Annotated in this window: 19 protein-coding genes; 8 read left to right on the forward strand and 11 right to left on the reverse strand. The window is 43.7% G+C overall.

The genetic code is table 11. The features are described from left to right. Positions 1–19 precede the first annotated feature (19 nt). On the forward strand, positions 20–484 hold the full coding sequence (soxR, locus tag APB76_RS07725; protein ID WP_049845979.1) for a redox-sensitive transcriptional activator SoxR: 465 nt from the start codon (positions 20–22) through the stop codon (positions 482–484). On the opposite strand, the gene APB76_RS07730 is transcribed toward soxR, so the two are convergent. Both APB76_RS07730 and APB76_RS07735 read right to left on the reverse strand, forming a co-directional pair. Next, positions 458–1,333, reverse strand: a complete 876-nt coding sequence (locus APB76_RS07730) for an AEC family transporter (protein ID WP_049845980.1) — start codon at positions 1,331–1,333, stop codon at positions 458–460. The genes soxR and APB76_RS07730 overlap by 27 nt on opposite strands. Positions 1,334–1,432: 99 nt before the next feature. After that, complete coding sequence (locus APB76_RS07735; RefSeq protein ID WP_193395077.1) at positions 1,433–1,912, reverse strand: peptide-methionine (S)-S-oxide reductase; 480 nt, start codon at positions 1,910–1,912, stop codon at positions 1,433–1,435. Positions 1,913–2,197: 285 nt separating this feature from the next. Here APB76_RS07735 and APB76_RS07740 point away from each other — a divergent pair, with 285 nt between their 5' ends. Further along, positions 2,198–2,848: a Qnr family pentapeptide repeat protein gene (locus APB76_RS07740; RefSeq protein ID WP_049845982.1), complete on the forward strand. Its 651-nt coding sequence runs from the start codon at positions 2,198–2,200 to the stop codon at positions 2,846–2,848. Between the two features lie 125 nt (positions 2,849–2,973). Here APB76_RS07740 and APB76_RS07745 read toward each other — a convergent pair whose 3' ends face one another. Together APB76_RS07745 and APB76_RS07750 are read right to left on the reverse strand one after the other, a co-directional pair. Further along, positions 2,974–3,603: a thioredoxin domain-containing protein gene (locus APB76_RS07745; RefSeq protein WP_054962132.1), complete on the reverse strand. Its 630-nt coding sequence runs from the start codon at positions 3,601–3,603 to the stop codon at positions 2,974–2,976. Positions 3,604–3,751: 148 nt separating this feature from the next. Continuing rightward, positions 3,752–4,588 carry a hypothetical protein gene (locus APB76_RS07750; RefSeq protein ID WP_054962133.1) on the reverse strand — a complete coding sequence of 279 codons (837 nt, stop codon included), beginning with the start codon at positions 4,586–4,588 and terminating at the stop codon, positions 3,752–3,754. A gap of 754 nt (positions 4,589–5,342) precedes the next feature. On the opposite strand from APB76_RS07750, the gene APB76_RS07755 reads away from it, so the two are divergent. From APB76_RS07755 to APB76_RS07765, 3 genes are all read left to right on the forward strand, one after another. After that, positions 5,343–6,341, forward strand: a complete 999-nt coding sequence (locus tag APB76_RS07755; protein ID WP_049845985.1) for an ABC transporter substrate-binding protein — start codon at positions 5,343–5,345, stop codon at positions 6,339–6,341. A gap of 3 nt (positions 6,342–6,344) precedes the next feature. Then, entirely contained in the window at positions 6,345–7,715 is a 1,371-nt protein-coding gene (locus APB76_RS07760) for a diguanylate cyclase domain-containing protein (RefSeq protein WP_049845986.1), read from the forward strand. Between the two features lie 136 nt (positions 7,716–7,851). Further along, positions 7,852–8,460 (forward strand): YitT family protein, encoded by a 609-nt coding sequence (locus tag APB76_RS07765; RefSeq protein ID WP_054962134.1) that lies wholly within the window; start codon positions 7,852–7,854, stop codon positions 8,458–8,460. 44 nt (positions 8,461–8,504) lie between these two features. Here APB76_RS07765 and APB76_RS07770 read toward each other — a convergent pair whose 3' ends face one another. Both APB76_RS07770 and APB76_RS07775 read right to left on the reverse strand, forming a co-directional pair. After that, positions 8,505–9,011: a flavodoxin family protein gene (locus APB76_RS07770; protein ID WP_054962135.1), complete on the reverse strand. Its 507-nt coding sequence runs from the start codon at positions 9,009–9,011 to the stop codon at positions 8,505–8,507. 78 nt (positions 9,012–9,089) lie between these two features. Next, positions 9,090–9,566 (reverse strand): HAD family hydrolase, encoded by a 477-nt coding sequence (locus APB76_RS07775; protein ID WP_049845989.1) that lies wholly within the window; start codon positions 9,564–9,566, stop codon positions 9,090–9,092. Between the two features lie 335 nt (positions 9,567–9,901). Here APB76_RS07775 and APB76_RS07780 point away from each other — a divergent pair, with 335 nt between their 5' ends. Then, on the forward strand, positions 9,902–11,047 hold the full coding sequence (locus APB76_RS07780) for an efflux RND transporter periplasmic adaptor subunit (RefSeq protein WP_054962136.1): 1,146 nt from the start codon (positions 9,902–9,904) through the stop codon (positions 11,045–11,047). A gap of 9 nt (positions 11,048–11,056) precedes the next feature. Then, positions 11,057–14,182, forward strand: coding sequence for an efflux RND transporter permease subunit (locus APB76_RS07785; protein ID WP_054962137.1), 3,126 nt, complete (start codon positions 11,057–11,059; stop codon positions 14,180–14,182). Between the two features lie 34 nt (positions 14,183–14,216). Here APB76_RS07785 and APB76_RS07790 read toward each other — a convergent pair whose 3' ends face one another. The 3 genes from APB76_RS07790 to APB76_RS07800 are packed head-to-tail and all read right to left on the reverse strand — an operon-like array spanning position 14,217 to position 19,287. Beyond that, positions 14,217–17,318 (reverse strand): efflux RND transporter permease subunit, encoded by a 3,102-nt coding sequence (locus tag APB76_RS07790; protein ID WP_054962138.1) that lies wholly within the window; start codon positions 17,316–17,318, stop codon positions 14,217–14,219. Continuing rightward, entirely contained in the window at positions 17,315–18,631 is a 1,317-nt protein-coding gene (locus APB76_RS07795; RefSeq protein ID WP_054962139.1) for an efflux RND transporter periplasmic adaptor subunit, read from the reverse strand. Before APB76_RS07795 ends, APB76_RS07790 begins: the two co-directional genes overlap by 4 nt. Positions 18,632–18,633: 2 nt before the next feature. Beyond that, complete coding sequence (locus tag APB76_RS07800) at positions 18,634–19,287, reverse strand: TetR/AcrR family transcriptional regulator (RefSeq protein ID WP_049845994.1); 654 nt, start codon at positions 19,285–19,287, stop codon at positions 18,634–18,636. Between the two features lie 448 nt (positions 19,288–19,735). On the opposite strand from APB76_RS07800, the gene APB76_RS07805 reads away from it, so the two are divergent. Next, positions 19,736–20,125 (forward strand): DUF6559 family protein, encoded by a 390-nt coding sequence (locus APB76_RS07805; protein WP_054962140.1) that lies wholly within the window; start codon positions 19,736–19,738, stop codon positions 20,123–20,125. 9 nt (positions 20,126–20,134) lie between these two features. On the opposite strand, the gene APB76_RS07810 is transcribed toward APB76_RS07805, so the two are convergent. Together APB76_RS07810 and APB76_RS07815 are read right to left on the reverse strand one after the other, a co-directional pair. Beyond that, positions 20,135–22,426: a glycoside hydrolase gene (locus tag APB76_RS07810; protein WP_054962141.1), complete on the reverse strand. Its 2,292-nt coding sequence runs from the start codon at positions 22,424–22,426 to the stop codon at positions 20,135–20,137. Between the two features lie 62 nt (positions 22,427–22,488). Continuing rightward, positions 22,489–23,310: a DUF2861 family protein gene (locus tag APB76_RS07815; protein ID WP_237767889.1), complete on the reverse strand. Its 822-nt coding sequence runs from the start codon at positions 23,308–23,310 to the stop codon at positions 22,489–22,491. Positions 23,311–23,327 lie beyond the last annotated feature (17 nt).

Genomic DNA, 23,327 nt, shown 5'->3' on the forward strand with positions numbered 1-23,327 from the left:
AATTAATTTGGAGGCTTATATGGAAATGAGCGTAGGGGAAGTAGCAAAGCGTGCCGGAGTTAAAGTCTCGGCACTTCACTTCTATGAGCAAAAAGGTTTGATCCACAGTTGGCGAAATCAAGGCAATCAACGGCGTTATCACCGGAGTGTTCTGAGAAGAATTGCGGTGATTAAAGCTGCGCAGGAAGTTGGTTTAACGCTAGAGGAAATTGTCCAATCTCTTGATCAGTTGCCTAAGCATCAAGCGCCAAATAGGGAGCAATGGGATCGCATGGCTTCGGGGTGGAAAGAGATGCTTGAACACAGAATTTTGCAGTTAAAAGCACTTCAAGACGATCTCGGTGGCTGTATCGGTTGTGGCTGCCTTTCTATGGAATCTTGCGCCATCTACAATCCTCAAGACATTCGTGCTGAAACATTTAAAGGCAAAACCTTGCTGACCAACCCTGAAGCGTGGTCACAAGGAGAGAGCGAACCCGAGTAACAAGGGCAGAGTTAAAATACTAAAGAAATTGCCAAATAAAACCATTGAAGCCACCTTGGTGGGCTCTATATGAAAGCGCTCAGCGAACAAGTAGTTCATTACGGCAGGTGGCAGCATGGTGAAAAGTACCATCATTTGTAACTGCATCGTTGGTAGTGGAATAAAGAAGTAAATAACCGCGAAAGCAATCGCGCCAGTAAACAGTGATTGTAGTGTGCATAGAATACCAACTTTCAGACCACTGAGTCTCATATTGCACATTTGAGCCCCTAAGGAGAGCAGCATAACTGGAACAGCAGCTTGACCGAGTAATGAAGTTGCTTCATACAGTGGAGACCAAACTCCAATGCCAGCTAAGTTGAGGATCAGTGCTGCGCTTGCCGCAAGAAAGATCGGCATCTTGATGATCTGTTTGAACGGATTCCCTTCACTGAGTAAAGCCAAGCCAAGGCTAATGTGGATACAGGCTGAAACCACAAACAGTAATACAGCGGAAGCGAGAGCAGTGTCGCCAAAGGTGTAAGTAAAAAGTGGAATCGCCAAGTTACCGCTATTGCGAAACATATGCGGTGGAGCCCAAGCTTTATATTTAAGTTTAGACAATTTGCACACTGGAATCATCACCAACCCCGGGAGCAATACCGCGACGAGGGATGCCGTTAGCAAAGGCACTTGCTGTGTATCCAGCGGCATTGCAACTAGCGAAGAAAAGACTAGGGCAGGGGTAAATGCATCCATGTTAATGCGGTTGATCGGCTTGAAGTCGGGTTTTAACCAACGCCCCACCGAGTAACCCACAGCCACCAATGCAAAAACTGGAAAAAGTATGCCTACGACTTGCTGAAACATGTCCTGCCCTGAACTGTCTAAATTCTAGTCGTCAAAGTAACGGATTTTATTACAACAAAACAGAGCAAGAGAGGAAATAAGTGACCTGTCTACTTTGCGTTACTCTTGGCGGTACTTGTGCAGCAAACTGATTGGGATATGACAGTAGTCATTGGGAAAGCGCGTTAACCTATCTTGGTGTTCATCGTCACTTTGGACGTAGTTACTTAGTGATTTCACTTCGACGACGATTTTATCGCTATCTGAACGGTTTGATATATACCCACGTGCCGCAACTAAGTGTGCCTTATTCCGGCTGTACACACCCGTGCGATATTTGTCTCCAACATCTTGCCCTTGTTGATTGACACTGTATGGATCAATAATCTCAAACAAATAGTCCATCAGTTGCTCAACCGTGATTTTTTCGGGATCGAATTGGGTACGAACACACTCGGCATAGCCATCATAGTCGCTGGCGGTTGTATCGGTTGTACCATTGGCTCGCCCAGCTTCAGTCTTAATTACACCTGGTAGGTGCTTCATGAACTCTTGCACCCCCCAAAGGCAGCCCCCGGCGATAAAAATTTCTTCTAACACACTCACTTCCCGCTGTGGTATTGAGCTGCTATTAGAACAGATCGAGGTGCGAATAAACAGGCAGGAATGTGCAAATGCCAAAGTGCTCCACAGCTACGCGTAGGCGAGTAAAACTATTTTCTGGATAAGTGCATAAGAACAAAATGAAATGCATGCCTTAAACTGCCAATTTAACGCCTTAAATTGGCGATTTAGAGGGGTTTTAAGTTGATGATTTTTAAGGTTTTGTTTTTGTGGAAAAACAGCAGCTTACAGTGATAGTCTTGCGCCCAACAAGGAGACACTATGATTACAAGCGATGCGATTTTTGAATTTGAAGACTTCTCTCACCAAGACCTGCAAAACAGTGTTTTTGAACGTTGTCAGTTTATCAAATGTACTTTTGACCGAGCTGATTTAAGAGAAGCTAAGTTTGTCGACTGCCGTTTCATTGAACCCCAAGCTCTTGAAGCATGCAGCTTTCAACATGCCAACTTAAAAGATGCGAGTTTTTCCGACTGTATGCTCGCCATGTGCCAGTTCACGGGAGCGGATTGCTTTGGAATTGAACTACGTAAATGCGATCTGAAAGGCGCTAATTTTCAACGTGCTAACTTTGCGAACCATATTAGCCATAAAGCCTATTTCTGTTCTGCTTTCATTACTGGGTGTAATCTGATTTACGCCAATTTCGAAAGGGCTTTGCTAGAGAAATGTGAACTGTTTGAGAATCGTTGGAATGGTGCCAACCTATTTGGTGCCAGTTTCTTAGGATCAGATTTATCGAGTGGCGAGTTTAGCTCAGAGCAGTGGGGGACTTTCAACATGGAACAATGTGACTTAACCCATGTGGATCTAGAGGGGCTTAACTTACGCAGAGTTTCTATGACTGGGGTAAAAATCTGCGACTGGCAACAGGCACAACTGCTAGAACCATTCGGTTTGATATTGGTTTAATGGTTTCTCAAGCCGTTATGGCGTGAGCAACGGCTGGCTCCGATTGACCTGTCATTGGAGCCATTCGCTGATGTCATGTGTTCCTTGCTCAGCGGATAGCTGAAGTTTACGTGCCAGCACCACAGTTACACTCCGCTTAGCTCGATAAGTAGCTGTTCGAGTTCGGAAAGGCTCATTAATGAACCTAGATTTATGCGCTTATTGCCATTAACGACAATCGTTGGGGTCGCGTTGATGTAGTATTGCTTGGTCAGCTGATCGAAATTTTCGACATCTTCACGTACATCTTCACAGCCGCTGCGAAAGTCAGACGCATCACCGCCGCAGCGCTCTATAAGATCTACGAGATCTTCACGGTTTCTTGGCGCTTCGCTTGGGCGAACGTGAATACGCGAAATTAGCTCGTTGACATAGTCATGGCCGATCTCTTGGCGGTTGGCCGTTGCGATACTCGCCTGAATATCTTTACCTAGTGGGCCAAAATCGACCGGAACATCGACAAAGGTAATACCTGCACGCTCTGCCATTGTAAGCAAGGGTGTGTGAACAATCGCACATGGGCGACAGAATGGAGTGTAAAAGACCTTAACTTGCGGTTCTATGGTCGCTTCTTTATCAAGAGTGACATAATGAACATTCTCTTCAAAAGTATCGGCATAAGCTTTCGAGGAATGTTTCGCTACAACTGACATAACTAAAACGATACTAATTAGGTAAAAACAGGCGGTGTTTTTGACTTGCTTACTGAATTTCATAAATGACCTTTAAGGTAACAAAAAAGGCCCGCAGGCCAGAGTTTGATAATCAGTGCCATCCTTGACACCTTAGCTGCTGCTCATTTTTTGGTTCGATAGCTATGTAACTATCGAACCAGAGTGAGTTTAAGTAGTTGTGTCGCCGCGATTAGAAGCTGTACTGCACGCCGACTTTGAATACGTTGTCGTTCTTGAACTTATCGTCAAAAGAGATATGCTTGTTGTCATTTGACGCACCACTACCTTCGATATGTGTTTGACCTTTATAGGTGTACTGAGCGTAGGGTTTTAAGTCGCCAAACGAAGTAAGAACTGCTTTTAGTTCAATCTCTTGAGATTTAGCGGTTGCATCACCGTTTCCGTTTAAACCAGCACTTTTAACCGTCAAATTTCCGTCTATATCAGCGCGCTTAACGATGTAGTTTGCTGAAAGGTCGACGGTATCCATCACGTTGTAGCCTAAAGTTAGGTCGACACGGTGAAGCTTAGATTTGTGGTTGCCGTTACCATTTGCTTTGCCTGAGTTGTCGTAAGCAGAAAACTCACCTTTGCCATCAGAAATTTCGTAGCGGTAGCGAGCGGCTGTGTATAGGCCATTGTCGAATGTGTAGCCACCCTTTAAACCGAACTTAGCAACGTTGCTGTCTTTGTATGTTGCTTCACCGTTTACACCATCTATTTCTGGAGTAGCGGTGTACTTGTACTCTTTTGAGTAACCAGACGGTACGGTTAGGTCGAAAGAAGGCATGATAAACGCCTGACCCATCTCGATTTTGTAATCCAAAGAGAAGGTCGTCTCTTTGTGGCGCTTAAGGTTTTCTGCGCCAACAATCTCGATACCACCAGCTAGTCCGCCAATCACTTGATCGTGAAATTTGAGTGTCGTTTCTTTGTTGTTGCCGTGCGAAGCTTCAAGATCGAAAGCTGCGCTTGAGAAAGAAGTTAGTGTTGCTAGAACTGCTGTTGCGACTGCTAGTTTTTTCATGTTTATACCTATGTAAAATTGATAATGAAAAAACCTTCCCTGGATAAATCAATACTGGAATAAATCCACTTTCCTGTATTAGTTTTGATTTCGAAAAAAATAATACAGTGTTAGTGTTCGTTTGTGAGCCTGTTAATTGCATAAATGATCCTTTAGGGTTTTGCTTATAGCCACTTTTTACATTTTCATGACATTTCTCACTTTTTGGGTTTCATAAATGATTTTGCTGGGTGGGTAGTTGTTCGAAATCTGTCATTTGCCTGTTGTCGATAAAGAGGCTGTGCGTATCTTCATTGAGGTGGAGTTGGGCTTTGATTGTTAAATTCGAGTCTGGGTGCAAATTAGATGAGTACTAGTGAGCATAGCTAGATTAAGCTTTAGGTTGTTCTAGGTTCTCTTCTCCAACAACTACAACTTCGCCAGTTTCTTCATTTAGGTAAGCGCCAATTGGTTGTGGCTCAGTGATGGCAAAGTCGTAACAGATTTTCGCATCGACAATACCTGCAAGCTTATGTGATTCATCTGCTACTTAGCTAGGTAGGTTTTCTGCTAACCAGCCGCAGTGACACCACATTTAAGATTGTGACGTCTATCTGTTTCACGTTTAGATTGCGATATATGAATGTGATCTATCCCATGCTTTGATGGTATTTCGGGCAGATATTTAGACTAAGTTGAGCTGTCAGTGCCATTTTTCTAAATTATGGACTAAGTTTATATGTGCTAGGTTTCTTATGGGGCGGGTGTATCTAGAATGCCGGTTTTCAAAAGTAAAAAATTGGCGCTTGTTGTATCTGTGTTGCTGTTGTGCACAACGGTTGTGAGCGTGATTATTGGGACTAAGTCAAAAGCAAGGCCATCGTCCTCACAAATTAAGATTGGGGTGTCATTAACACCTCTTTCTTCACCTTTCCTAATTGCGGAACAACTTGGTCTATTTAAACACTTTGATCTCGATGTCACTCTTTACCCTTGCTCAAGTGGCGTCGCATGCACGCAGTTAATGCTTGATCGTAGTGTGGATTATGCAACCGCATCAGAATCTGTTGTTATGTTTCAAAGTTTCGCAAGAGATGATGTCTCTTTACTTGTCAGTTTTGTCGAGTCAGATAATGACCTAAAACTCCTTACTCTAAACCCAGTCAATATTCAGAATGTTTCTGATTTAGATGGCAAACGAGTTGGAATAGTAAAAGGGACCGCTAGCGAGTTTTATTTTGACTCGGTGTTAATTAGCAATAGTGCTCAGCAGATAGAAATCGAAAAGATTTACTTACAGCCTCATGAGCTAGTACCAGCGCTTTTATCTTATCGTGTCGAGGCGATATCTGCTTGGGAGCCCATGGGGTTTGAGGCGGACTTATTATCAGTGGCGGAAGTATCAAACTTGGGTAATAAGGGCGTTTATCAACTTTCATATAACCTAATTACCCGAGCTCCTTACTTAGAGTTTGTGGGGGATGAGCCAGTTCGATTACTACGTGCACTTGACATGGCAATCGAATGGATAAATAACAATCCTGATAGAGCACTGAGTATCATTGCACAAAGGTTAGATATTCCTCTTAGTCAAGTTGAATGGTCTTGGGATGATTACTTGTTTCGACTGTCTCTTGGTAATTCACTGCTTTCTAACCTTCAACTACAATCTCGCTGGGCGATAGAAAATGGACTTGTCGCCAACTCCCCCCCAGATTTTCGCGAGGTATTTTATACCTATCCGTATCAACAAGCCGTGTCATTAAGGGATTGAGTGATGTTGGATTCGCTATTTAAGAAGATGTTTGTCTTATCAACAACGACCATGATTTTGACGTTGTTTATTGTAGTCTCCTTTTTCAAGATAAATGAGCAACAAAAGGTGACTAAAATTGAGCTTGATCAGATCATTGATTTGCAATTATGTGTCGATTTACTACGGAGTCAGTTGTGGGTGTTTAAGCAGTTTGGTGATGCTTCGAGCCTTGATCAAGTGGAAGTCGCTCAAGCAGAATTATCGACAAAGCTGACTGTTTATAAGGCTAGCAATATTCAGCTCGATAATATTCAGCGCATGAATCACAGCTTGCACACGTTACTGATGCAGGAAAAAGAGTTTTTTCCTGTATCTCACAGCGAAATCAATAATGAAACGGTCTTCAGTCTCAATGGACAAAGCCTTCTTCATTCTCGTTATAACATGATTATACAAAATATGACCGAAGAACTGGCTTACGTGCATCAGCGAGTGCTCAATAGAAATGCTTCCTCATTAGAAAATGTTATGTCAACCACTGCAGCGTGGCTTATCCTGTGTTCGATTTTAGTTAGCGTGACGGCGTGGTTAATTCTGTTTCGTTTTAAATCTGGAGCAGAAGCAATGAAAGCCGCCATTCTCAACTTGGCGAAAGGTCAATTAGATACCAAAGTTGAGGCGGTACAAATGGACAGTGAGTTTCGAGTTATCGCCAGTTTTTTCAACCAAATGACCGTCTCTCTATGTCGCACTACGGTGACGAAACAAGAACTAGAAGAAGAGATAATCCGCCAGACTAAACAACTGAAACATAAGCAAGAGCAATTACTGTTTTTATCTGAACATGATCCTTTAACCAATTTAATGAACAGACGTGCATTCGACAAGCAGGTTGAGTTGTCGATTGTTAAGGCGAATCGAACTGGTCATAAATTTGCGATTTTGTTTATTGACCTCGACGATTTTAAAAACGTGAATGACAGGTACGGTCATGAGGCAGGGGATTACGTTTTAGTACAAATTGCTGAGCGATTATCTGATTGCGTCCGAGAATCAGACGTTGTTGGTAGGTTAGGTGGCGACGAGTTTGTGGTGTGCTTAGATTTACTTAAAGATTTAGAAGGGGTGCCAAGTAAAATCGAGCAGATTAGTCAGGTCATCAAATCTCCGATAAAGTTTGGTGGAAACACGCTGAGTGTTGGCTCCAGTATAGGCATTGCTTGTTTCCCTGAGCAAGGGACAACAAAAGATGAGCTAATTTGTATCGCCGACAAAGCGATGTATGTGCAGAAAGAGTGTAAAGACCAAGTTCTTGTCGATGGTGACAATAATCAAATCTCAGACCATTTGAAGAATGTGGTTGAATTGTTTGCACAAGGTGATAAGCAGTAGGATAGTGTAAAAATTGATTAACACTATTAAAGTATGTGATTTATCACTAGTTCTAGACTTCTTTGTCAATAATCGACATTTTATGCAGGTTTGATTCACCCTATTTGGTGAATCGCTAAGGGATAGGAAGTCTAAAATGGATAAAGAACATAGCTTGCGCGAAAATCTGCTTGCGCTCATTCTCGGTAGTGCCTTGGTATCTTTGGGTGTTATCTTTTTCAGTAAAGTGGGGCTTCTCACTGGAGGGACTGCGGGTTTAGCGATATTTCTGACCAAAGTGAGCGACTTTAGTTTTGGGCAGATTTTTTTCGCCCTCAATTTGCCGTTTTATGTTCTGTCGGTCACTCGTATGGGGTGGCGTTTTACTCTCAATACGTTTATTGCGGTCACACTCGTATCTTTTGCGGTGGACTATTTGCATCATGTGATTGAGATTGCGCGTATTGACCCTTTTTATGCCGCTCTGCTAGGAGGGGGAATGATTGGTATCGGGATGCTGGTTATTTTCCGTCATAAGATGAGTCTTGGTGGTTTTAATATTTTGGCACTATTTCTACAAGAGCGATTTGGTATTCGTGCCGGCAAGGTTCAAATGGTACTCGATTGCACCATTGTTGTTATGTCACTATTTATTGTTGATATTTCCTTGATTCTGCTTTCAGTAATGGGCGCGGTTGCTACTAACTTGATATTGGCGATGAACCACAAGCCAGGGCGTTATCAACCCCAAGCGAAGACCGCCTAGACGATAAGAATCTATTTAGGCTTAGCTGCTGCTAAGCCTTTTGTTTACACCAAGTTTAATGCTTTGTTAAACAGCACTAATTCATCTTGGTTAATGGCGTAGCCGTTGTTGCATGCAGCGTGTAAGTTTGCGGTATACTCGATGTTGAAATAGCGAAATAGACCCGTAAAAAAACTATCGAAGATTGGACAGATCTCAGATTTTCCAGAGCTGGTAATAACAAACCCGCGTTTAGATTCTAAGGCCCTCGCTTTGGGCTTTAATTCTGCTACATCTAAGAGTTCAGTCATTCGGTCGACCAAAGCTTTCATAGGAGCGGTAACCGAGTACCAATAGATAGGTGAGGCAAAAACAAGGTTGTCTGAAGCGAGCATTTTGTCAACTAAGGGGTAGAAGTCATCTGCTGGATAGTCGTTTTCGTAGCAATAAGGCGTGATGGCCAGTGAATCAATGTCAACCACTTCTACATTGTGATCGGCTTGTACATATTCGATAGTTTTCGCCGTATTGCCTTGCTTGTTCGCACTAGAGAATAATATTAATGTCTTCATTTAACAGTCCTTTTCGATAGATCATTGGGCTTGGAGAAAGGACTATAAAACCTCAACCTTACTTTAGGTAAAGGGCTTTTATTGTTCAATTGCTAACAATTGCGAAAGACGTTCAATACTAATGATATCTACAGGTAATGGTGATTGTTTTGGGTTGTAGTAAATGGCGTTCAATCCTGCTTCGAGCGCAGGAAAAATGTCTTTATCTAAGCTATCGCCAACCATAGTGATTTCAGAGGCTTTATCTCCCAATGAATCGAGTATTGCTCGATAAAACTCTGCACTGTTTTTCTCTAGACCTAAATTTGCCTTGCAGAAGTAGCCATTGATGTACGGATCAAGACCTACTCGTTCAAAGGCCTGCTGAATCTCAGCTTCAGTAGAGTCTTGGGCACTGGTGGCAACGTAAATCGTATGGTGTTGGCTTAACTGCTTCAGGGTTTGCTCAGCTTCAGCAACAGATTCGACATAAGGCCAGAGGTACATTTTTCCATTTTGTTCAGGGAAGTCAATCATGAGCGTATCGCCCCAGTCGAAGAGATATACGTGGCTCATCCTAAGCCTCCTGCCTTAATATCCGATGGTTAATTCTCATTCTATATCTACTATGGCAAATTTCACCAACTATTGCATATATTTACCATGTGAATGGGCTAGGTTGATTGTTGGATTTCATAACTAATTGTAATTAAAGGGAATTTTATTTGGCATCTGATTTGCTATTACATATAGCATTATAAAAGCGAATGCATTGCAAGTTTGAGATAATTTATTTATATAAATTTCATCGGGCAACTGGATAGTTTCGCTCAAATTGATGTCGAAGCATCATCTGTGTGTAATGATAACGATATTAGGGTCATCAGACCCTATAACAACAAGGAATTCTCATGACGACTAAGCCGTTACGTTGGTTGATACCTATTATTGTTTTGGGTGGTGCGTATGCTGGCTACTCAGCTATTGCATCTAGCGCCCCTGAACCTTTAGAGAACAAGCCCCCCAAAGCAGCACCAATTGTAAAAGTCTCTAAGGCGGTGTCTAGTGATCACAAAGTCGTGATTACGAGTCATGGGGAACTACAACCAGTTGAGGTGACGCAGCTCTCGGCGCAAGTATCTGGAGAGGTGGTGAGCTGGCACCCAAATTTTGTCGTTGGAGGGATTGTTAAAAGAGGAGAGGTGCTATTTCGCATTGAAAGTGATAACTATCAAGCCGCAGTCCTCCAAGCCGAGGCTCAATTAGCGAGTGCAGAAGCTGCTTTAATTGAAGAAAAAGCGAAAGCGGAAGTAGCAAAGCGACAGGCCAAGAATCTGCCACACAAACAGGTTACGGATCTTTACCTGCGCAAACCCCAGTTACTTAGCGTTCATGCACAGGTTAAATCAGCACTTGCCGCGCTCAAACGTGCTAAACGTGATTTAGCCAACTGCAAAGTGATCGCGCCTTACGACGCATTGGTGGTATCGAAAGAGATTGGGGTTGGTCAATTTATTTCAGCAGGTGCCCAAGTTGCGACGCTAAATAATGTTGAAGCGGGTGAGATTCATATTCCCATCGCTGGCTTTGACAGTGCCTTTCTTCCTCAAGACTATGCAGGGCTCCCTGCGAAAATCATTCAGCGAGGGATCGAGAATACTTTGCGAGTAGGGGTTATTGACCGGGATCTAGGTATTATCGACAGTAGTACTCGAATGATCAACATGGTGGTGCGAGTGGACAACCCTTATGCAATTGAGAGCGATAAAGCACCGATGAAGTTTGGATCTTATGTTGAGGTGCAGTTTGCTGGTAAAGAACTCAAGCATATCTATCGCCTGCCACAAGAGTTGGTCAACAACCGCCAGGTGTGGATTGTAAATGGTGAAAACCAACTAGAGCCACGTACGGTCAACGTCTTGCGCGCAGAGAAAGAGTTTATGCTGATCAATCAAGGGCTAAGCGACGAAGATAAGATTGTTTTAACTGTACCTGAGTATCCGCAAAAAGGGTTGCAGGTCGAAGTAGCACTTCAAGACAACCCATCAAGTATGTAGAGACAAATCATGGAAGAGACTAAACAGAAAGGGTTAATCGCCTATTTCGCTAACAACTCTGTTGCAGCTAATTTGCTGATGGCATTTATCTTGATTATCGGTACAGTCAGCTTCTTTTTTATCCAACGGCAGATGTTCCCCAATATTGAGGTGAACTACATCAATGTCAGCGCTCAGTATCCGGGGGCATCCCCCCAAGAGATTGAAGAAAGTATACTGATTAAATTGGAAGAATCGTTAAAAGATGTCACTGGCATCAAAAAATCGGTGTCAACAGCTTATCGAGGTAGCGGTAACATTGAGCTTGAAATCAATGTTGATGAGGATATTGATGCGGTGCTTGATAAGGTAAAGCAGAAGGTCGATTCAACGTCTAACTTTCCCGATGCTATGGAGCCAATTCAAGTCTATCAATATGAGTGGCGCCAAGATGTCATTGAAATGGCTTTGGTGGGGGACCGTTCTCTGCTTGAGCTTAAGCCCATTGCAAAACAGATAGAAGATGAACTGCTTCAACTTAATAACGTTGCATTGGTCGAACTGGGTGCTCCACAGTACGAAATTGCGGTAGAAATCGAACCGCGAGTGTTGCAAAAATACAGTTTGACCTTGAATGATGTCAGCAACGCGATTAAGCGTTACTCTGCGAACTACTCGGCCGGTGAAGTAAGAACGAATGCAGGGATGATCTCGGTTCGAATAGAGAACCAGTACTACAAAGGTGAAGAGTTCAGAGATATCCCGGTAAAAATTGGTGCTAATGGCGGTAAGGTACTGCTGCAAGATATTGCGACCATTAAAGATGGCTTCACTGAAGATGATCGCTACTTCCGTTACTCCGGGCAAAATGCGATGTATCTATCGGTGAAAGCCACCAAAGATCAAAACATGGTCACCGTTGCTGAATCGGTAAAAGCTTACATCGAACAAAAAAATCTAACTTTGCCTTCTGATCTTCAAATCAAGACCTTAGTTGATATGACGTACTACCTCAATGCACGTCTTGATATGATGCTCAAAAACTTGTTGCAAGGTGCGGTTCTGGTCGCTCTTATGCTCAGTCTGTTTTTGCGCGTTAAGCTTGCAATGTGGGTGATGATAGGGCTTCCGGTTTGCTTCTTGGGGGCGGTAATGTTGATGCCAGCGATTGGTGTGAGCATTAATATCATTTCGTTATTCGCCTTTATTATGGTGCTCGGTATCGTCGTTGATGATGCGATCGTCATTGGTGAAAGCGCTTATAGTGAAATCGAGAAAAATGGGGGTGGCGTTGAGAACGTGGTTCGCGGTGTAAAACGTGTCGCGACACCCGCAACATTTGGTGTCTTGACCACGATGGCGGTGTTTGCCCCATTCTTAATGTCAAAAGGTATCGAGCGTGCGTTTTTCTTCGGTATCGCTTCTATCGTGATTCTGTGTTTATTTTTTAGTTTAATTGAGTCCAAGCTGATTTTGCCTTCGCATCTAGCCCACTCGAATTTTAAACCAGTCAAAAAAGGCAGTTGGCGAGATCGATTCAACACCCGGTTCTTTGGCTTTATCAATGGTCCTTACAAAAGCTTCATCAAGTGGTGTACCTATTGGCGCTGGAGCGTATTTGCTGGGTTTGCTGCTGTGCTTGCGATCAGTGTAGCTATGGTGATGGCGAGCTATGTCAGGATTGTACCTTCGCCAAAAGTCCCGCATGACTTTCCGAGTATCAAGCTAGTCATGAATGACAATGTATCGAGTGAACAAACTATCGAGGCGTTAAAGCTTATAGAGGCGACTGTGCTGACGATTGACGCTGAGGTCGAGCAAGAAACAGGTCAGAAAATGGTGCGTGATATTCTCACTTTTAGTAAAGGGAGAAAAGAAGGGCGACTTGTCATACCGCTCGTTGATGAAGAACTCAGACCGTTTAATACATTTGAGTTAGCAAGGCGTTGGCGTGAACGTATTCCAAGTATCCCCGGCCTAAAAATGCTTAATGTCTCTGATAATGTCAACGATGATGAAAAAGGTGACGAGTTTGGGTTCTTACTATACGGCTCTGATATGGAGAAGCTAAATGCAGCTGGTCGCGAGTTGATCGCCAAATTACAGCAGCAGAAAGGTTTATTTGATATCTCGTCGTCGATTGACTCTGGTAGCCAAGAAGTGCTCTTGTCTTTAGCGCCAGTGGCCTATGACCTAGGCTTGGATCTGTTCGATATTGCGACACAAGTTGGCGGCAGTTTCTACGGTGGTGAAGCACAGCGCGTATTGCGTAACGGAGAAGAAATCAAAGTCATGGTGCGCTACCCGCAGCTAACACGAGAGGCATTCTCTTCACTGCGTTATGCCATTATCACTACTCGAGAAGGCAAGAAAGTCATGCTTGGAGATGTGGTTGAAATCAACCAAAAACCAGGTGTAAGTAGTATTCGTCGCGAAGGGGGTTATCGAAGTGTTTATGTTTATGGTTCTATTGATGAAGAGTTAGTTCAGCCAAACCAAGTCGTAGAGAAAATAAACAACGAGATCATCCCTGACATTCTAGCTGGTTACACTGGCGTTAAAAGCGAATTGGGCGGATCAATTGAAGAACAGCAAGCGCAGCAAGATGAGCAAATCATCTTCTTTATTGCAGGAATGATCATTGTGTACATCCTGCTTGCCGTTCCGCTAAAAAGTTACACTCAGCCATTAATCATCATGTCGGTGATTCCATTTAGCTTAACCGGGGCAATATGGGGCCACTATTGGTTTGGGTTAGACCTAAGCATGATGTCGACGTTTGGTCTTATTGCGGCGGCAGGTGTTGTGGTAAATGACTCCTTGGTAATGACAGATTATGTCAACCAAGTGAGAGCACAAGGCGTAGCAATCAAAGAAGCGGTCATTGAAGCTGGGTGCGCGCGATTTCGAGCGATTACGTTAACATCAATCACTACCTTTGTTGGTGTACTGCCGATTATGTTCGAAACAAGCCTACAAGCTAAATTTGTTATTCCGATGGCTGTTGCGCTTGGTTTTGCCGTACTGTTTGCCACATTACTAACACTGATACTGGTGCCGTGTTTGTATCTAATGTTAGAGGATATTAAAGGGATATTTATTAAGGTAAAGGGTTTCGCAGTGCGGAAGGGATCCGATTCAGAAATGTTAAGCTAACGAGAAAGCGGGTCGAATTGACCCGCTTTACTCGCTAAATTTCCTCGTGTTTATGTACTAATCCAAAATCTGCAAGCACTGCGTAAGCGGCGGGGATCATAAACAGCACTAGTAAGGTTGAGGCGAAGATACCAAATACAATTGAGATGACTAAAGGTTGAATAACTTGAGCCTGCAAGCTAGTTTCCGTCAATAGAGGGAGTAAGCCAGCAGCGGTAGTCATTGAGGTTAGGAAAACCGCTCTAAATCGTTCTCTGCTTGCTTTCACTACTGAGTCGTGGACGCTTTCGCCTTCGTCTACGTGGTGGCGAATGTACTGAACGAGCAAGATGGAATCGTTCACCACGATGCCAGCAAGCGATACAAAGCCCATCATACTAGGCATACTCAGTGAATGACCGAGCAGAATGTGTCCCCACACAACACCAATGAACGCTAGTGGAATGGCGAGCATGACAACAAATGGTTCAAGATAGCTACGGAATTGATAACTTAGTATCGCGAATACGCCAAATAGGCCAAGTAAGAAACCTTTCCCCATTGAGGCCCCCGTTTCTGCGGTATCTTTTGCCTCTCCTTCAAAATCAAAACGAAGTCCCGGGTATTTGGCCAATAACTTAGGTGCTTCATCGCGCTGAAATTGAGCGATAATCGCGGTTGAGTTGGCTTTAGTATTGTCGACATCTCCAAATACACTAATGGTTCTCAGGCCGTCAATACGTTGGATTCGTACGTAATTACGTTGAAAGTCTAATGTTGCTATAGTCGCAAGAGGAATCTGACTACCATCAGACATAATGATCGGGAAATTGGCCAACTGTTGTAGATCGCCAGCTTGTACTTTATCTAAACGTACTTCAATGGAGATGTTTTCTACACCGACTTGGATTTCATCAGCGGTCTGGCCAAAGAATGCGGCGCGAAGCTGATTGGCAATAAGCTGACCATTGATGCCATAAGTTTCGGCGCCAGGGCGAAGTTTGACCAGAACTTCTTCTTTGCCCATGCGCATGTCATCAAGCACACCGTGAACTCCGTCGAACTCGTTAAGGTACTGTTGAATATCAATCGAGGCTGATTTTAGTGCTGCAAGGTCGTCATGTTTGGCACGAATTTCAATTGCTCGTCCACCTGGCCCCATTGTTGGTTGTTTAAATACCAGCGAAATGGGATCGGCCAGTTCACCAATATCTGTTCGCCAGGCCGCAATAAAATCGTCGATAACAGTATTACGGCTCTCGGCACCAAGTAAGTCGAGTCTGACAGTTGCAATGTGAGGGCCAGATTCATTGGCATCAGCATTGGCATTAAACTGGCTGGTAATGTGCTGGACAAGAGGAACACCATTTTCGACACTTGCGGTCCACTCTTTATCGAGTTTTTGCGCCGACGCTACAATTTTATCGACCACCGCTTCCGTTTGAGACAAAGATGACCCAGGTGGCAAAATGATTCGAGCTTCGGCAATATCACCATCGAGATCGGGAAAAGGTTGAAACTTGAGTAGTCCACCTGCAATCGTTGCGACCGAGATAAGCAGCAGAGCTACAACACCCCCCAAGAAGGCATAACGAAACTCTACGACTTTCTCTACAGCTCTAATCAACGTTGTGTTTCTAAAGTTCTCGAAACGATCAAGCAGCTTCTTCTTGAACTTCGCGGGTGGTTTTTCCTTTTTCTCTTTATGCAGTGAGTGAGATAAGTGATTTGGCAGAATCAAGAAGGCTTCGACTAAGCTAAGCGTTAGAACCAAAATTAATACTTGAGGTACAGCTCTGAGCACAGCCCCCATCTCACCTTGTAAGAAGAGTAAACTACCAAAGATACAGATGGTGGTTAGGAAGGAAGAAATAACCCCGGGTAAGACTTTCTTAACGCCTTTGATTACTGCGTCATCGACGTTTTCTCCTCGATCTAGGTGAGCGGCGATTGACTCGGCGATGACGATGGCATCATCCATCATAATACCGATCGCCATAAGCAAACCAACCAGAGACATGATGTTAATCGAGAGCCCCAACTGCGCCATCAGGAACAGGCCGCCAAGAAATGCGACAGGCAAGCCCGCCGCAACCCAGAACGAGTATCGCAAACTAAAGAATAGCCACATGGTCGCAAATACAAGTACGATACCTTGCCAACCGTTGCTTACCATCATGGTTAAGCGATCCCACAAAACTGACGATAGGTCGTTGGTCAGTTCTAGTTTCACGCCGTCAGGTGCAATGGCTTGTTGCTCTTCGACAAATTGAGCCACACGTTCTTTAATACGTAGCGCATCATCTTCTTTGTTTTTGCTCACTTTAAGCAGAGCGGAAGGGTGCCCATCAAACAGTACTTTCTGTTCGTCAAGCTCAAAGCGATCGGTAATTGTCGCAATATCTTTGAGCCTGATCAGGGAGCCATTGGGGCCAGAACCAACAACAATACTTTCAAGCTGCTGTGGTGTTATCCGCCTTTCATCAAAGCGGATCAGAAAGTTCTTGTCTGGTGTCTCGACATTACCACTTGGCAGTTTAATATTCTGACGGCCTATCTGAGTCGCAATATCACCGACACTTAGTCCTAGCTGACGCAAGGCCCGAGAGTCCAATTCAACGCGAAACTGGTGATCGGAAAACCCCGCCACATCAACCAGTGAAACATCATAATCAAGTTTTAACGTTCGTTTAAGCTGCTCTGCATAGGCTTTTAGTTCTGGCCAAGTTGTATCGGCTGTAATGGCGACATCGACAACAGGTTCATTCCAGTCTAGTTCTTGAACAATGGGAGACTCTATCTCTTGCGGGAAGTCATTAATGGCGTTGATTTGAGTCTGGACATCGACCAGCATTCGGCTAATGTCTGCTTTCTCGTTGAGTTTGAGAATGAGTCTTGCAGAGCCTTCAATTGCTTCACATTGTGTTTCTTCGATATTAGCTAGTCCGTCGACCGAGTCTTCCATGCGAACACAAATGCTCTCTTCGACTTCTTGTGGTGAGGCGCCAGGGTATACGACACCCGCCATAATGTATGGAGGATCAAACTCCGGAAAGGTTTCTCGCTTGATATTTGGTAGCGATGTTATCCCTAATACCAGCAATCCAAGCATCAGCAGGTTGGCCGCGGTCGGGTGTTTGGCGAAGAATCGAATCATAGCGACGACTCCTCATCAGACCCATTTGCATGTTTCAATAGCATTCCATTAATTGCGGGTAACAGATCGTTAAGAATAAGCTTGTCACCTTGGTTTAATTCCCCATCAATAATGACTTGATTGTCGCGGCGATATAGCACTGAAACTGGCTTGATGACGAGCTTATTGGATTCATCCATTAAGTAAATTTTGTTGCCGTGAAGCGCCCGTTCAGGGATGACCCAGCTAGGGTTTGCTTGACCTTCGATAAATGCACGTACAAACATGCCATTAACGAGCGGAGGCACAGAGGTTGGGTTTAGATTTCGATAGTCTTGTTGGATCTCTAGGATAACCCCTGCGGTTGCTTGGTTTGGGTCGACGGTCTCGCTGATTCTACTCACTTTAGCAGGCCAACTTGCAGTCATATTACCGCTACTAAGCTCAATACTAGCGTTTATAAATGTCATATCCGGTTGTGGGATACCTGACTCATCGCGATTGAACTCTCCAATACTAGAGGCGAGGGTACGCATATCGTGAATTGATAGCTGTGCCTCTACCTCCATCACTTTCATTCCATGAGCCGTGACCATGGTTTGCTGCAAGTTAACCACCTGATTTTGTTCTATATCAACGGCAGCAATGCGTAAGTCGTAAGGGAGAACGACGATGGTTTTCTCGAGTGAGCGCTGTGCTTCTTCTACCTTGGAAGTGTTCACTTTGACCAAAGCTTCAGCAACGCGCTTTTCGTCCGGCATTAAGCCGATTTGGTTTTCTATATCGAGAACAAGCTTTCGCTGCGACAAGGTGCTTTGCTCTTGCTGATCAACATCAGACTGAGAGGTTAATCCTTTCTTACGCAGATTCTGTTTACGCTCAAGCTCTTTGTTGGCAATGGTCAGGCGATTATTTTCGATCTTTAGCGTTTGTTTTAGATTCTGTTCTTCTTGGTACAGCTTGGCTAGAGAGGTTTGGGCAGATTTGAGGTCAGCCTGAGCCTGTACCAACTTTAATTCATAGTCGAGTGGATCGATACGAAGTATTTCCGTTCCTGCTTGAAGGACTTGCCCTTTTTCCAACCGTGGGTGGCGATAAACGACTTTGCCGGTAACTTCCGCAATGGCTTTCCACTCGATTTTTGGTGCCACTTTACCAAAACCAATCGCTTGTGGAGCCATGGCTCTTAGCTCTAAAGGTATGGTTTCTACCAAGCGGGCACGGTCTCCTGCAGGTTTGATGGGAAGGTCTGGCTTCATTTTTATAGCGATCACCAATGCAACCACGCCAACCGCGAGCACTGGGAAAAATAATAGCGTTTTACTGATTTTCATGTCTATTGCTCCTGCGGTTCGTTGGTGGTTAGAAACCCATGTGTCATTAACTTGATGTTGTGCTCAATCAATTGATCCAAAAACTCTTCATTGAGTTGAATACCGTGTACGGCAAGAAGTGCTGGTGGAGCAATAAAAGGGAAGACCATTAAACTGATGTAAGAGACTTTGCAGAGTTTTGGGTTGGCATCTGGTCGTAATATATTGCCATCGTTCAACTTTTCGAACATGACCGTTTGCATCGGTTGGCTAATATCAAAGAAGACTTTTTCCAATAGTTTGCGTTGCGTATCTGACGGGTTCATATGCATGACTTGGGCGACCAAACGTGGGAAAAGTGGTACTTTGATCATTTCACGATAGTAGGTTCTCATAATATCGAGAAAGTTCTTTTGCGAACTATCTTTTAGCAAAATATCCATTTGCTTTTTCATTGGTGCAAGGGTTTCGCGCAGCATGGTTTCGAACAACCCTTCTTTGTTACCGAAGTAGTAACGAATCATGGCGACATTGACGCCAGCACGACTGGCCACAAGACGCGTTGACACTTTGTCGTAAGCCATAACAGTAAATAGTTCCCGAGCGTGTTGGATGAGCTTTTGACGAGCGTCGATGCTGTCATTGGGGCGACCCACTTTCCTTGATGTTACTGCCACGCATTTCACCTTTATAATTAAACATTTGATTAATTATAGGGTGGTTACCAACTGTTCGATATGACATAAATTAATCAATATTTAAACAAGTGATTAATTAAGGGTGAAAGCCCCCATGTTTCGGGAAAAAGAAGACCAAGAAAGAAAAATGCCCGCATAGTGGGCAACTATGCGGGCTAAAAAGGGCAACAATTTTTGTTGTTTATTTGGAGATTGTTGGTTCAATATCCATATCCAAGCTGTTATCAAGAATCTGTGGTCTTTATCAGTTCTTTATATCAGTGTAACCAATAGCGTTTAAAGTAACACTTTTGTCACGAACGGGTAATTAATAAAACTGCAAAGATAAATTTCAGATATGGAAGGGCCGGGCTACAGACTCTGCGCCTGATGTCACTTAAAAACGTGATATAGTGGCCGCTTCTATGCTGTAAGGGTGAATAAACATATGCCAGTTTTCAGAACGTTTTTTAAGCGTCGTGCGTTAAGAAAAATGATGACACTGATGGTTCCCGCTTTAGTGAAAGGTTATGGTTCACGAGAGTTTTATACAGTTGGTCAAGTGCATCAGGCTGCTATGCTTGTTGGAACATCGAAGCGCTACTTTCATTACAATCTTGCTTTGTTCTGCAATAAAATCGATTTAGAGCAAAGTGGTAAATTCGAGTTAAGCCAGAATAAGCTCAACGGTTTGCGTAACGAGTTAAGTGACAAAATCTTCTCCGGTGAGGATTATACAGCCTTAGACGTTATAAAATTGAATGCTCCCACAAAATGGAAAGGCGGAAGCATTCAAGATCATTTATCTAATCACCACGGTATGAACAGTCGATTCTAGGAATAGCCTTTAGTGACCTCGATAGTGGTTGTTTAGTGGTTGCCATGAGATGGGATCTGAATCTTTTAGCAGCGCCAATATCGATTGTTTAGCGATTTGGTGTTGCTTTGTTTTAAACGGCTTGCCAGAGAAGTTGGCGATGATTTTACTTCCGTCACTAAACTGTGTTTGCTGTACTTCTCCTTTGTCATCTAACCACTCGAAACTGACTAGTTGTTTGTCCCATAGTTGTTTATGAAGTGGTTTGTACCCCTGTTGATAATTTCGCAATTCGATTAAACGTGGGCTACTAGGTGACGTCACTTCATCTCGGCTTAAATGAACCATTGCTGGCACGTTATAGAGCATTGCCGTTAGGTCGCGCTCAATTTTTACATCGCTGAATTTTAGACTATCTGAATGCCAATGATGGCTGTTTATGACCTCGTCGTGAAATACGGCTTGATATAGAGGGATTCGATATTTAGGTGAAAACAGCAAAGTTTTATATGGCTCTTTTACCCGTGCTGGCTTAAAGAAGAATTCGGGTTTGTAGTCAGGGTACCAACGGCCAAGGAAATAGGGAGAGTTACGGTCTTTCTTCATTTCTTTGTCGCGCCAGCCAAATCCAACCGTTTCTAAGCCGTGCGCAAAGGCAATGCCAGATGTGGTCAGTGAGTTGCCATCTTCCGAGCCTAATACGACATCATTACCACTTACTATAGTTTGCATTCGAGTGTTGAAGCCTTCGAGCATGTTCGATTCACTAGTTGATAAATGATAGTCTTCTCTTACCATTGAAGTTGCATCAGCATCGATAAACAAGCTATCAAAGTGACCAAAGCGCAAGATATCAGCGATACGCTTTTTTACGTATTTCATTTCACAGCTTGGATTGAGGTAGTACCCGTTTCCACGAAACCCTTTCTTTTTACTGCCATCCGCTTGCTCTATCGCGCATTGGTTGCGCATTTGTTTTGGGAGTTGAGCGGTTAGCCAACCATTATTAAGTCCGCGTGGAATAGCGGTATTGTAGGAGTCATAGGTGCCAACCAGATAGCCAGCTTTTTTTGCCTGATTGACCACATTGGGTTGGTAGAATGCAGGCATCCAATTGTCAAAACCAAGCCACAGTCGGGTTAAACCAGCATCTTGCAACTGATTGACCATATCCGTTGAAATAGCTTGTCCCCATGTTGCTGGTACCGCTAAATACTGCCTAGCGTTTTTTGCGAGCCACTGCCTTTTGTTTTGTGCCGCTTTGAACTGATCTTCGATGGTATTGTTTGCCATGGTTGGTGCAGGGGCTTGAAACATTTCGTTCAGAGCTAGGTTGATAGAGTCGACCATTAACTGTTTATGGTAGCGACTAAGCCAATCTTTACCTTTAGCTAAATCTTTTAACTCTTTTCTTACAGACTTTTCGATACTAAGCTGAGATTGCTTAAATAGCCATGTGTGTAAGCCCCACCAATCGCTGACGTCTTGTACACTAATTCCATCAGAACCGAAAAGGTAAACTTGGCTCGCTCCAATGAGTTTTTCGATGTTTGGGTTTGCTTTCTTTTTTTCGGCTAAAGTTGACGTTAAGTCATTGTCTATGCGCCATTGTCGGTATTGTTTGGCGCCACTTAGCCAGTTATTTCCAATACTGACTGAAACAGTGAAGGGTTGGTTGAAGTTGAGAGTGGTAAACTGATGTGAGGCCGCCATATCTAGCTTGTTAGCCTGCTCAGAGAAGGACAGTTCGTTATTTGTCGCGGTTAAAAGGTGCCAACTGATGTAGCGTGTACCTTGTTTAGCAGTCCAAAACGGCATTTTTAGATCTTGGGTCGTATTAACACCATTCCAGCTTTCTGATAAGTATTTTATCCATGTGGAATCAGCCGTAGGAACACGCATCCCTTCACTAAAAGGCAGGTAGAGCTCATTTGTTTTGTCTTCTGGTAGGTTGAGCCAGTTCACTGTAACAGGTTGACCTCTTGTAATTGGCTGACTTTTATCATAAGTGAAAGACAAAGTAAGCGTATCAGTAAGTTTAGCGTCAACGACGATATTGCTCGGCTTTAAAACCCAACGGGAACGAGAACCTGATAAATGCTCTATTTGCTCTGCTCTCTGAGGTGACCCGTCAACAGCTAACCCGGATTGATTGACAAGCGTGTCGTTCCATTTAATAGCTAATGAGTTCGGGTTGATGGAGATCGCATCTTTGTGCTCTTTGAGGGTCACCGTATCAGCTCCCCCAATAGCGTTGGTAGAAAGAATACTACTCGTAAGCGCGGCTAACAAAGGGAAGGTTTTTGTTGGTTTGAAAAGCATATTTTACTCCTTGCTGGTTTCAATATGCTCATTAAACACCGTCGCCGTTGTTTATTTGTCACCTATTTGTCTCTATTGGGGAACGGCAAGGAAACTCGGTGAATATACTCGACCTTCACCCTAGGTTGGTATTCGTAGATTAAAACTGATGCACTGAGGTATTGAGCTTCGGGTGGAGGATTTAGTTGACCTAATTCTACTCGTTGATCTATTTCCTTAAGTGGTTTTTTTGACCCCACTTGATGATAGTTTGAATCAAACCACTGCAATCTGACAATGGGCAACGCACAGTTATTATTTAGCTTGGGAAGTTGTGTCTGTAATGCCACTGGGTTTTGGTTTTCCCGTTTAATCCAGTGGCTGCTGTCGTAAGTTGAGATAATAATAGGTGTTTCATTCTGATTGAACTTGAGAAAGTAAACACCAGCAACGGGTCGATTGATGAGTTCGCTTGTTTCCCATTCTTGGTATTGCTTGTCTGGCTCGACCGTATTCGATAAAACGGTGTTGCCTTGTGGAGACAACAACTCAAAAATGCCACTATGTCCGACTTGCTCCGTTGACAATTTGACTTGATAGCCGCTACTAGAGAAGTCAGAGCGACTGATAATCGATAGGGTAAACAGAGGACTTCCATTGTTCGGTTCAACGAAGAGGTTATGACCACACTTCGATTGGGCGAGAATCGCTTCTTTTACTGGTTGCCAATGCTTAGGTTGAATGGTGTTCTGGCTCAGCGAGAGTATCAGCTCTTGCCATGCTTGCTGTGGTTGACCATTCATTAGGGCATCTAGGGAATTCTGTATTGGTGTGTCTCGAAACCATGAAGCGTCATTTGCGCTACTACCTAAAGAAGACAACAGGACGAGAAGTAATGCGGACATGCGCAACCTAAGACACT

Source organism: Vibrio bivalvicida (genome assembly GCF_001399455.2).
Taxonomy (GTDB): Bacteria; Pseudomonadota; Gammaproteobacteria; order Enterobacterales; family Vibrionaceae; genus Vibrio; species Vibrio bivalvicida.